Source organism: Rhodococcus sp. LB1, from assembly GCF_001583455.1.
GTDB lineage: Bacteria > Actinomycetota > Actinomycetes > Mycobacteriales > Mycobacteriaceae > Rhodococcus_F > Rhodococcus_F opacus.
In genome coordinates this window covers 26,256-38,469 of sequence record NZ_LTCZ01000132.1, presented here as the reverse complement: position 1 = coordinate 38,469, position 12,214 = coordinate 26,256, and the positions used below count along the sequence as shown (strand labels likewise).

The 12,214-nt window shown below is 61.1% G+C and carries 7 protein-coding genes and 2 pseudogenes; 3 read left to right on the top strand and 6 right to left on the bottom strand.

Annotated features, from left to right (window positions below; all coding sequences use genetic code 11):
• Positions 1–470, bottom strand: a 470-nt coding sequence (locus AZG88_RS19600) for a transposase (protein WP_197487872.1), incomplete at its 3' end; no start/stop codon positions are given.
• A 423-nt stretch (positions 471–893) separates the two neighbouring features.
• Between AZG88_RS19600 and AZG88_RS53830 the strand changes: the two are divergent.
• The 3 genes and pseudogenes from AZG88_RS53830 to AZG88_RS19590 form a co-directional block, all read left to right on the top strand.
• Positions 894–1,168, top strand: a pseudogene (locus tag AZG88_RS53830) (IS1380 family transposase); the annotation flags it as partial.
• Positions 1,169–1,540: 372 nt separating this feature from the next.
• On the top strand, positions 1,541–2,665 hold the full coding sequence (locus AZG88_RS19595; RefSeq protein WP_269455045.1) for an oxidoreductase: 1,125 nt from the start codon (positions 1,541–1,543) through the stop codon (positions 2,663–2,665).
• Between the two features lie 924 nt (positions 2,666–3,589).
• Positions 3,590–3,946 (top strand): annotated as a pseudogene (locus AZG88_RS19590) (transposase); the annotation flags it as partial.
• Positions 3,947–5,526: 1,580 nt separating this feature from the next.
• Here AZG88_RS19590 and AZG88_RS50130 read toward each other — a convergent pair.
• The 5 genes from AZG88_RS50130 to AZG88_RS19570 form a co-directional block, all read right to left on the bottom strand.
• Positions 5,527–6,663 (bottom strand): MalY/PatB family protein, encoded by a 1,137-nt coding sequence (locus AZG88_RS50130; RefSeq protein ID WP_082833387.1) that lies wholly within the window; start codon positions 6,661–6,663, stop codon positions 5,527–5,529.
• 378 nt (positions 6,664–7,041) lie between these two features.
• Positions 7,042–8,748 carry an ABC transporter substrate-binding protein gene (locus tag AZG88_RS19585; protein ID WP_061698631.1) on the bottom strand — a complete coding sequence of 569 codons (1,707 nt, stop codon included), beginning with the start codon at positions 8,746–8,748 and terminating at the stop codon, positions 7,042–7,044.
• A 45-nt stretch (positions 8,749–8,793) separates the two neighbouring features.
• The gene (locus AZG88_RS19580) at positions 8,794–10,374 is read right to left on the bottom strand and encodes an ABC transporter ATP-binding protein (protein ID WP_331712279.1); all 1,581 of its coding nucleotides are present in this window, start codon (positions 10,372–10,374) and stop codon (positions 8,794–8,796) included.
• A gap of 35 nt (positions 10,375–10,409) precedes the next feature.
• Positions 10,410–11,252 carry an ABC transporter permease gene (locus tag AZG88_RS19575; protein WP_061698629.1) on the bottom strand — a complete coding sequence of 281 codons (843 nt, stop codon included), beginning with the start codon at positions 11,250–11,252 and terminating at the stop codon, positions 10,410–10,412.
• Positions 11,249–12,160 carry an ABC transporter permease gene (locus AZG88_RS19570; protein ID WP_061698628.1) on the bottom strand — a complete coding sequence of 304 codons (912 nt, stop codon included), beginning with the start codon at positions 12,158–12,160 and terminating at the stop codon, positions 11,249–11,251. Before AZG88_RS19570 ends, AZG88_RS19575 begins: the two co-directional genes overlap by 4 nt.
• Positions 12,161–12,214 lie beyond the last annotated feature (54 nt).

Genomic DNA, 12,214 nt, shown 5'->3' with positions numbered 1-12,214 from the left:
ACGAGGGCGTCGGCGGCGACAAACGTGTACGGGCCGGCGTCGAGCGGCCGGCTGCGGAACGCCTCCACCTGGGCGTCGAGGTCCTTCGCCATCACCGACACCTGGGATTTCGACAGTGAGGTGATACCGAGCGAGTCGACCAGTTTTTCCATCCGTCGGGTCGAGACCCCGAGCAGGTAGCAGGTGGCCACCACCGACGTCAGGGCGCGTTCGGCGCGCTTGCGGCGCTGCAGTAACCAGTCCGGAAAGCACGAGCCCTGACGCAGCTTGGGGATCGCGATGTCGAGGGTTCCGGCGCGGGTGTCGAAGTCCCGGTGGCGGTAGCCGTTCCGGGAGTTGGTGCGGTTCTCCGAGCGCTCTCCGAAACCGGCGCCGCACAGGCTGTCGGCCTCGGCGCCCATCAGCGCGTCGATGAACGTGGACAGCAGGCTGCGCAGCAGGTCGGGGCTGATATCGTGGGCAGTGGTCATCGCGTGCTCTTTCGTCGAGTCGAGTTGGTAGCTCTCTCGAAGAATCACGCGATGACCGCCTACTTTCCGGCTACGACACGCCGGTGACGTCCTGATCCGGCTCTTACACCATCGTCATGGACGCAACCTCGAGTGCTGGCAGGGGATCACCGCACGGTGTCCCCGCATGTTCGCACTTTGGGAAATGGGCTCCATCCGTCTCGTCTGTCTGGTGACCAGAATGACAAGAGCCCGGTGACGGGACACTTGTCACGCCGGGATCTGTGGGAGCCCGGGGTGCGATTCCCCCCGGGCGACCCGACCAGAGGGTACGGGGTGGGTCGTGACGGCGAGATGGCCTTACGTTTCAGGAGGATTGGGCTTGTCTAAGGTCCGGTCCATCCCAGAACGGGGAGCGTCTCTGAGGTGCACTATCCCGGCCCACCCGGTGACCGTCCGGCGTTCGAAGACCGCAATCTTCTTGCCTTGGCCGGGTTGGTTCCGGCGTTGGGGTTGGCCCAGCGATTCGGACTCGGAGCCCTGCCGACGACGGTCTGGCAGTGCCGACCGACAAGGGCGGGCATGGGCCTCAAGGTGGGCGCACTGAAGCGGGCATGGTCGCCGCCGCCGACAGGAGTCGACCTGGCGCTTCTGTGGCACGGCGCCATGCCATCCGTGTTCGACGCCCGTATGCCCAGTCGACCGCTGGCGCGGTTCTCGCCGAGAGCACAGTGGATCGAAAACCCGCCGTCATCCCGGGCTCGGTGTCCTTGGCCGCTCTCGCGGCGCCAGCAGCGCGGGCAATACTCCGGAATTGGCCGAGGCGGTGACGCCCGCGGCGCAGTTCCTCCTCGCCGGGGCGGACTTGAGCCGTTCAAGGTTTGAACACCATTCACTAAGGCTCCGCGGAAGTGTGCAGTATCAGAAGAACGGGTGGCCGCAGCTTTCGGCGGGGCACCCGATGCAGAGATAGGGACGATCGAGATGGATCTCACGCTTACCTGGGTTGGCGCCGTCCCACGCGTCCATCCGGAGAAAGAGGCCCGAGTGAAACAGGATATTGACGCGCTGTCTAGGGTGAGGGATTGAGGGTGGAAGTGATTGACGACAAGCGGCTGCAATCCTTGTTCACGCCGGTGAGCGTGGGCACGCTGACACTGCCGAACCGGTTCGCAATGGCCCCGATGACTAGGTTCGCGTCCCCAGACGGTGTGCCGGGCCCGGACGTGGCCGCCTACTACGCCCGCCGGGCCGCAGGTGGAACCGCGCTGATCATCACTGAGGGCGTGCGCATCCCGCATCCGGCGGCTGGGCCGGACAGCGTTCCGCTTATCGATGGGGCCGAGGTATTGCGGAGTTGGCGCGCGGTGACCGATGCCGTGCATGCCGAGGGCGGCGCTATCGCGGCTCAACTGTGGCACGAGGGCTCGCAGCGAGACGTCCTCGACGGTGGGAGGGAAGGACAGGAGGCGGTCAGCCCATCGGGTATCGACGTTGCAGGTAACCAGGTCGGGCGGGCGTTGCGCATCGACGAGCTCGGTGCGCTCGCCGACGTGTATGCGAAGGCCGCCCGCAACGCGCGTGACGCCGGATTCGACGCCGTTGAGGTGCACGGCGGTCACGGCTATTTGCTCGACCAATTCCTCTGGGGGAACACTAATCGCCGCACCGACGGCTACGGCGGAACACTCACTGCACGTACCCGGTTTCCTGCCGAGGTGGTGGCTGCGGTGCGGGAGGCTGTCGGTTCGGGTTTCCCGATTATCTTCCGGTTCTCGCAATGGAAGATCAACCGCTATGACGCCCAATTAGCGTCCTCACCAATCGATCTCGAGAAATTGCTCACCCCCTTGATCGAGGCCGGGGTCGATGTGCTGCACCCGTCCACTCGTCGCCACTATCAGCCTGCTTTTCCCGATGACGATCCACGGCTGGGTATGGCGGGCTGGGCCAAGAAGCTGACCGGGCTGCCGGTCATCGCAGTAGGCTCGGTGGGTCTGGACACCGAGTTCGGGTTCTCGCTCGGCGAGGCAAAGCGGATCTCCCCGGCCCCGGTTTGTCGGCTGCTCGACCAATTCGATGCGGGCGAATTCGATATCGTCGCCATCGGTCGGGCGTTGCTTGCCGATCCTGGTTGGGTCAGCCGACTGCGTGACGGTGCGCTCGACGACTTCGCCGGATTCGACGCCGACACTGCGCTGGCGCACTTATATTGAGCTCACGAGCTGAGACCCGGGCCTCGACGCATCATCGTTCCAACGTGGAAGTCGCCAGCCCTATGATTCGAAATGACGAACACAGGCTGTGACTCAAGCGATTGACCCCAAGGATCATCTCTCAGGGCATCGTGTATGAACTGCCGCCTGATTCTCGTTCGGCCGTTATGCGGGCAGTGCCGCGGCTGTCACCTCCTGGGTGGGTTCGGCAGTGCTGCCTGTCGTCTGGCCACAAGGGGGGGCAGTCGAGGCCGGGTAGCGGGCGGGCTTCGACCATTCGTCGTGTTCCCGCCATTTGTCCCGGCCTAGTCTCGATCTTCGTCTTGCGCACTGACCTTCGAATAGATGGCCGGTAGCGAGGTCCTTCGGGCATGGCGTGCGGGAGCTCACCGGCGCTGCTTCGCCAGTTCTCCGTGGGTGGTCGGTGGGGGCGATGCGGAGCGTGGTCCAGGCGGTATCGATGCGGTGGTTGTAGGGGCGAGCCTCTGGAAGTCGGAGTAGTTGCTTCCGGCCCGTGCGGATGGCTCGTCCTGCGACGGCGAGGATCCGCAGCGCGCCCAGCCGGAGCTGTTTGGGCCGGCGCCTCCGACCCGACAGTGTCACGACTGATCACCGCCCTCGCTGCGACGTCGAGGCCGTTGTGCCCACGATCAGGGCTGCCCGCGCATGGGCCCACCGGGATGCGGCCGTTCACGACGGACGATGCCCCGCATCCCGGGGGGGCTAGTTCTTCAGGCCGGGACGGGTGGCCCTGGCCGCCCTCACCGAGCTGCTCGCATCTGTCGTGTCGAGATGGAAGAAACGTCGCACCGTGCCCCGCCACGTCCTGTATTTGGGAGGTTACCGAACAGCGGGGTGCCGCGGATCGAGAGTTTACTTTTGGGCTGTACCGCGATCGACTGCTCTCGGACGAGAACCACGGCGGCCATACCCACAGTTCGCCGTGCTCGGTTGCTGCAGCGCCGCAAGCGTGCCGAACGTGCCCTGACCTCGGTGGTGGCCACCTGCGACCTGCTCGGTATCTCGACCCCGACGGATGGAGAAGGTCGTCGAGTCCCTCGGCATCCTCAGCCTGTCGAAATCCAAGGTGGCCGTGATGGCCGATGACCTCGACGCGAAGGTGGAGGCGTTCCGCAGCCGACCCTGGATGCCGGCCACGCAATTCGTCGCCGCCGACGCCCTTGGTGCTCAAGGTCCGGGAGAACGGGCGGGGTGGTCAACATGCACGCACTGGTCGCGGCCGGGGTCAACGCCGAGGGCTACCGGGCGATCCTCGAAGTCGTGGGCACTGGTCATCGCGTGGTGCTTTCTCGAGTGACCATGGTCGGTCTGAGTCACGCCGCGTTCACTGGGGCTACGACACGCCGGTCAGATCCGAATCCGGTCCGTACACAATCTTCATGGACACAACCTGCTTCTCGCGACTGATGTGAGCTTTGGGCTGTGCAATCTGGCTTTCCTACTCTGCTGCCGTTTAGGACTCCCTCCGAGAGCCCTAAACGGGTCGCTGGCGTCGACACACCACAGAAGCTAGCCGCGAGCCGAGGCGTCTTCCGGAGCGGACGCTCGCCGTTTGCTACCAGCTGCTACAAGATCAAGCAGCCCTGGAAAACGTGCGTCGAGATCTGCTCGACGCAGCATCACCTCGGCTCGGTTGCGGTAGTCGAACTGAGTGATCAGGCCCGACTCACGGAGGACCTTGAATTGGTGGGTCATCGTCGACCGGGAGACCCCCACCCCGAAGCTTGAGCACTTGCGCCGAGCCCCATCCGGTTCCCGAAGAAGGTCCTCGACAATCGATCGCCGATGTGGGTCCGCAAGAGCCGCGAACACCGCTCCTAACTCGAGCTGTTCCACAGCTGGCTGGTCTTTCGCTTCGCCCACTCTGACGCCTCCCAATCCACGCAGTTTGTCTGCCATCGTAATGAAAGACGTGTCATGGCAGAGGGCCGCTAGGCCAAAACTAGGACGACGATGGGTGGTCGTCGCGGCAACGCCCACGCATGCGCGTCAGTGTGACGACTGGTGCTCGACACGCTCAGCGCAACTGACCGTAGAGCCCTGGCCACGATCGCAGCGAAGCGACAGGTGTGCCACGCCGGCCCGACATAGAACTCCTAGCGAAAGACCGTCGAGGCGGGCAGATTTACACCGGGGTTGAGGATCGGGGATGTGGGTGGTGGCCGAGACCCACCGGCTCATCCACGGTGCTCGGTGCGCGTCGTTGCGTCCAGAGACTCACGAGTGACAGCGCCGCTCGATGAATGGACAGGAGTGTCCTCCGCGTGCGTTCGGCGGTCTGGGTCAGCTCGCAGTCAAATCCCTGGTCAGCGCGTCTACAAGAAGAGGACGACGTCATCGACGGTGACGTCGGTTCGCGGGCTATCCCTGGTGCCGGGTTGAGGAGAATGGCGCCGGCGTCGGTGAGAAGTGCGCATTGTCAGCAGATGGGTCGACACCGGAGGCGATGACCGCGCGATTCAGGGTGTTCCATGTTTCATCCATATCCGGATGGCCTCGGCGGCCGTGCGGATGAAGGTTCGGTTGCCTCCTCACGCATGCGGGCGAGTCGATGCCTGTAGGCGGCGTCGATGAGGGCCTCCGAGGTCGGGAAGTGTCGGTGGAGCGTGCCCACACCCGCGCCTGCCAGGCGATGGCGTCCTGCGCGTGTCCAGTTCCTGCTTGGCGAAATATCTCCGCAGTGGTATGGGCGAAGCCCAGCAGATTGGCCAGGAGCTTGACATCCTACAGGCGTGTCGGGGTCGAGTTCACTATCGTCAGATAGGGGAAAATCTTGTGAAGAGGGAGGTTGCAGGTCTACGTAGGACCCCTTGCCCCACCAAGGAGCGTGCTCAAACACGTCAGCGCCCGAATGCTGTAGCGATGGAGTCGACCGCTTGCGATAGGCGGATTTCGCACATTGCGTAGTTGAATCGAACGAACTCGCGCCAGTCGACGCCATAATCTTCGCCGTGATTGACGATCACCTTTGCTCGTTCATCCAGCGCGGCTCCAGGGGAGGATCCTCGGCCCCATCCGGTGAAGTCGAGCCACGCAAGATAGGTCGCTGGCGGTGTGGTCGGCCATACACCCGGCAGGCGGTCTTCGAGGAGGCGGGCAAGCAGGTTTCGGTTGACTGCCAGCCTCGCAACGGTGTCGTCAAGCCATTCCGCACCTGAACCGTAGGCGGCGGTTGCTCCAATTACTCCCAGTGTGCTGTTCGCCGATGGCGGAAATAGTGCCAGATCATCCCAACGTTTTTGGTCTCTGGGATTGGAGAGAACGATCTGTGCGCATTTGAGTCCCGACAAGTTCCAGCCCTTCGACGGTGAGGAAGCCGTAATCGTGTGAGCCTCAGTAGTATCGGACACCGAAGCGTACGGTACGTGTTTTCCACTGTAGACGATTGGTGCCCACACCTCGTCTGCGAAGACAGTTCCGTTGTAATGTGAAATTACCTCGGACAAGGCGAGCAGCTGGTCAGTTCCAAGAACGGTCCCAGTGGGGTTGTGGGGGTTGCAGAGGACTAGAAGTTCGCCGCCTCTTTCGAATGCTTGAGAGATTGCGTCCAGGTCGAGACTGTACTGACTCTCCCGTCGGAGCATCGGGACTTCAACGACATTCCTGCCTAGACGCTCCGGAATTCGAGTGAATGGAGCGTAAGCCGGAGTCGGCACTATCACATACGATCCATGGCGCGTGAAGTGGCGAATCACCGCTTCGTAGGCGCTCTGCACGTCATCGGCGAGTCGAATCGCGAATTCGTCAACTTTCCACTCGTACCTTTCCCTGAGGAAATCGGCATAGGCCGACAAATGGTCTCTATAGACATGATCTGGCGTGTATCCGGTATATCCATCGTCGATGGCTGAATGCAGTGCCTGCGCAACTGCAGGGGCGGTTCCGAAATCAGACTCGGCTATTCCGGCACCAACCTTCCCTGGATAGTTCGCCCATTTGAAGTTTTTTCTAGGTGGAAACTTCTCGTTTATCGTCATGATTCTTCCATTCGTACTTCGGGGGCAGAATTCATGGATATCGACGTCATCCAGTGGACAAGCGGATGACCTCTCCAATGAATGGCTGCAGTGGTGGTCGCAGCACAAGGCAGTCCGAAATTCGTCGGTCGCAGGCTGATAAATAATGTCCCGACTCAGCGTTGATTAAAAGTGCGTTGCATTATCGCGGGTGGGGTTGAGGTCGTAAGGTAGAAATTGCCGGGTTGTATTCCGATCTGAAAGCTACTTGCGCACGGATGGGCTGGAGGCGATGATCAAGAAACTTCACAATTTAGACGCGCGACCGTACTGTCTGGGATATAGACGCGTCTGATTTATCTTCTGGAAACCGGCGATGTCACAAAATCTGTCTTCGAGTCAGCGGTCGACAGCGATGTCGTATGACCATCCGTTCACAACGTTGCGAGGTGCATCGAACAGGGTGTGCAACCCGTGGACGTTGGCGGTGGCCGCGGCACTGTTTCGGTCTGTGTAGAGGGGAATGGCGACCGCGTTGTCGTGGACATACTGAGCGATTTTGTCAAACCATTGCTTTCGTGCGTCCTGGTCGGTGGCCTTCGTTGCGTTCAAGAGCCATTCGTCAACCTGTTTGTCGGCGAGTTTCGAGCCGGCAACTACCGATCCGAGCGTAATTCCGTCGACTTGACCGTATTTGATGTCGGGGGTGACCGATCCAAATCCGCGGTTCAACTGCAGAGATAGGTCGAGTCCTCCAACTTGCCGAGGAAAGGCTTCGTACTGATTCTGGGCCAACAGGTCGTACACGAGCGCGTTCTCGACATATTTCAACTCAACTTCGACGCCGAGATTTTGCCGCAATTCTGCTTGCCACGCCTTGAGAAAGTCGTCTTCCGGGTACCCCGGCACACTCGCCAGGACGCGAATCGTCAAACGATCGCCCGCGGAATTAACACGATAGTTGTCGCTGTCGCGATCCCGCCAGCCCGCTTCGTCCAGCAAGGTGTTCGCGCGGACGATGTTCACGGAATTCGAGCCTTGGTACTTTCCATCGAAGTACCGACTTTGGGGCGAAATTATGCTCCACGCCCGGTCCTGGGTGCCTCGTGTAACGTTCTGAATCACGGAATTCAGGTCGACACCTGTTGTGAGTGCCTGCCGGACCCGCTTGTCCGTGGTGGGTCCATTTGTGACATTCAGATACAGAAGCTTGGGTGATCCGCTGGAGCCCTTTTGTTCGTACTGATAACCGGAGATTCCCTGAAAAAGCCCGATATCCTCGGCCTTGACCGTGCCGATCGCGTCTACCTCGCCGCTTTCGAGTAGGCCGGCGCGGGTCGAGGCCTCTGGAATGTACTTGACGACGAGTTCATCGACATACGCGGGCCCTTGATGACTCGCGGTGGCCGGCGGCCAGTTGTAGTCGGGATTCTTCCGAAAATCCAACTCCTGCCCGGGAACAGCCTTATCCAGCTTGAATGGGCCGGTGCCCACGAAACCTTCTCCGCTCGCCCACGAGTCCCTGTTGGACAGCGATCTCGGCGAGACAATCGCACCGCCGATCCCCGACAGTGTCGAGAGAAAGTCGGCGCGGGGAGTGTTGAGAGCGATCCGGACGTGGTAAGGGTCGACGACCTCCACGCTGTTCACACTGGAGTAGTTCAGTACGCCCACGTCGGAGTACCCCGGGTACTCCGGATTGCGGGCAAGGTCGATGTTGGCTTTGACGGCGTGAGCATCGAACCTTTCACCGTCTTGAAAAGTGACGTCCTGGCGCAATTGGAAATCGTAGACGAGCCCGTCACGCGAGATTGTCCACGCTGTGGCAAGCCAGGGATGAAACTGCTCGTTCTCGTCCGCGGAGACCAAACTGTCGTACACGTTTCGCAGCACCTGCGATGCGTCGAACGAGGCGCCGTAGTGCGGATTGAGCCCACGCTGAGGATAGGAGCTGAGCGCAAGGGTGAAGGTTCCGCCGGGTTGCGGTTGCGACGTGGGCGCGCCGCTTCCCGAGCCGGGTTCCGGGTCGGCAGTGCAGGCGGCGAGCCCGAGGATGGTGGCGGCGGTGACGCCGATCGCGAGGAGTTTTCGTACCCGCTTTGTCATGGTGTGGCTTTCGCTAGATCTTCGGAGTGTGGTCAGAGGGTTGATTCAGACGAGTTGGGGCAGGGAGTCGAGCAACTGCTTCGTGTACGGGTGTCGAGGGTTGGTGAATACCGTGTCCGCCTCGCCATGCTCGACGATTGCGCCGCCCTCGAGTACGAGGACGTCGTCGCACAAATGGTGTACGACGCCCAGATCGTGGGAGATGAAGAGAAAAGACGTGTCGTGTGCGACCCGAATCTCGGCAATGAGGTCCAAGATCTGCGCCTGCACCGATACATCCAGCGCAGAGACAGGCTCATCGCACACCACCAACTTCGGACGTGAGCCCAGTGCCCGGGCGATATTGACCCGCTGGCGCTGACCACCGGACAATGTGCGTGGATGCCGATCGGCCGTCCCGGCTGGAAGATGAACCTCATCGAGCAGTTGTTCGACCAGCACGTTCTTTTCACGACTCGTGTCAGAGACTAACGCGGCGCTTTCGGCGATGATCTCACGCACGGTGTACCACGGGTCGAACGAACCGAGTGAGTCCTGGGCAATCAGCTGAATTTGGCCTAGCAGTTCGCGGCGGTCGCGAAGTTGAACACCGTCGAACTCGATACTTCCCGAATCGGCATCCTCCAGTCCTGCGACTATTCGTGCGATAGTCGACTTCCCGGACCCCGATTCACCGACCACACCGAGAATCTGACCACGGGCCAGATCGAAGGACACGTCACCAACTGCACGAACCGTCGACTTACGTGCACGATAAGTCTTCGAGATAGACGCAACACGCAGCATCGTGCCTGGGCTCTCGGATGCCGAGGAAGAACGCGCTCGTATCGGCGCGTTACCTCCCCGTAGAAGGGAACCCTTGGTCGAACGGCTGGGAATCGACTCGATCAATGCTCGAGTGTACGGATGCTTGGGTTGATCAATCACCTCGCGTGCGAAGCCCTCTTCGACGATGCGACCCTCGCGCATCACGATGATGCGGTCGGCGATCGAGGACACCACGGCAAGATCGTGGCTGACCAGAATCATGCTGCGCCCGTCACGAACCTTCTCTGCCAGCAGATCGAGGATCCGCTTTTGCACGGTCACATCCAGAGCGGTGGTCGGTTCGTCTGCCACGAGTACCTCAGGCTGCGCTGCTAGAGCAGAGGCAATCAGCGCACGCTGTCGTTGACCTCCCGAGAGCTGGTGCGAGTGCTGCCTACGTTTGAGGTGTGGGTCGCTGATGCCCACAGAGCGCAGCAGTGTTTCCACCTGGTCAACTCGTGCGCGCCGCGAAGCCCGCGGTCCGTGTGCAGTGAGCGCCTCGTCGATCTCACTTCCTATCGTGCGCAAAGGATCCAGTGCAGTCAGTGCGTCCTGCAGTATGAGGCCGATTCGGTTCCCCCGAATCTGCCGCCAGAAGCGTTCGCAGCTTTTGGTGGCGTCCTCGTCGAACAACTCGAACCGATCCGCTGTCACTCGTGCACCGATTCCCGAGAGACCGAGGAGGCTGCGCGCGGTGACGGACTTCCCGGAGCCGGATTCGCCGACAACGGCGAGGATTTCTCCTTGGTGCAAGGAAAAACTTACTCCATGAATGACTTCGGTTGTACCAGTCGGTGAGGAGCTCGTATCGAAGCTCACTCGGAGGTTCTCCACGCGAATTAGGGGAGAGGCGCTCATTGGATGGATCTTCTCTCGAATCGGTGTTGCAGGTGACGACCTACCACTGTGGTGGCAATGACAGTCGCTGTGATAGCTAGGCCCGGAAAGAACACTGTCCACCAGGCCAGTCGAAGGTCATCACGCGACTCCGACAGCATCGATCCCCATTCCGGCAACGGCGGTTGTGTGCCGAACCCGAGAAAGCTGAGCGTGGCTGTGCCGAGAATGCTCGTTCCGAGACCCAGAGTCGCGAGCACCGGAAGTGTGACAAGAGCATTAGGAACGATGTGTTTCACGGTCAGGGCGAATTTCGATGTGGTATTCAAACGTGCCTGCGCGACGAACTCGGATTCGCGGACCGCGAGGATCTCGGCCCGAACGACCCGGCCGTACCGTGGAGCAGCCGAAAGTCCGATCGCGAGGATCAGATTCCACGTGCCCGGACCGGTAAATGCGATGAGCACGAGAGCGAACAAGATTTCTGGGAACGAACCCAGAAGATCGAAAACCCGTGTCACTACTTCGTCGATGATCCGATTTCCGGTGCCTGCAGCCGAACCGAGAACGATGCCGACAGCCACCGCCACAGCTGTTGCGACCCCCCCGATGAAGAGCGAATACTGTGCCCCGTGAACGACGCGAACAAGCACGTCGCGCCCGAGCCGGTCGGTACCGAAAAGATGTTGCCACCCAGGCTGTTGATGGGCCGCGGCGAGTGCCGTCTCGAGCGGATCGCTGGGGGCGAGAAGCGTAGGCGCCACGACTGCGATCGCGGCCAATGCCAGATAGCTTGTCGCCAACCAGAGCCCCCACTGCGCCCCTACTGTGGGGATCCGGGTTCGTGACAACAGACTCATCGCACACGGTCCTTGAGTCGCGGATCGATCCACAGATAGCTGATATCGACCAAGACGGTGACCACGATATAGACCGCCGAGGACAAGATCGCGACTCCGAGAACAACGGGAATGTCCTGAAACATGACGGCTTCGACAGTCGCGCGGCCGATCCCGGGACGGCCGAACACCTCTTCGACAACGACCGTTCCAGTAAGCAGGCCACTGACGATCCAGCCCGCAAGAGTGGTCGCCGGAATCAGAGAGTGCCTGAGTGCATGGCGAGATTTCAATCTTGCGGGGCCTATTCCTCGCGCTCGGGCTGTCAGTGAATACGGTTGTTCGAGTGAGCGTTCCATTCCCTCGCGAAGGACCTGAGAGAGCACGGCGGCGGTTGGGAGGGCGAGAGTGAATGCGGGCATGATCAGGCGTTGGATCTCGTTTCCGGCGGTAACTGGAAGAACCCGCAGATTGAAGGCGAATACCGAGATCAAGATCAGGCCCAACCAAAAGTACGGCATGGACGCCAACGTCAGTTCCGAGGTCTGCACCAACTTGGGCACGAATCCTGCGCGGCCCGCGGTCGTCATCGCCAAAGCAAGCGTGATCAGGAGAGCAAAGATCAGAGCAGCGCCGGCCAACTGGGCTGTAGCGCTCAACCTCGTGCCGAACAGAATTTCCGAAACGTCCTCGCCGCGAACGTACGAGCGTCCGAAGTCGCCGTGTAGGACGTTGGTGAGATAGGCCCAATACTGCGCAATGAGTGGCTTGTCGAGACCCCAGTCAGCCTCGATCGTTGCGCGCAGCTCGGGATTGCTCGCGTCTCCCGTTACAACACTCACCGGGTCGCCGGGAGCGAGATGCATGGACACAAAGGCCAATGTGATGGCCGCGATAATCATCGCGGACGCCGATACGAGCTTGCGCACAATGTATCTGGTTCGAACACCCCTAAGGCGCGAGGTGTGAGGAGGGGTGGGTCC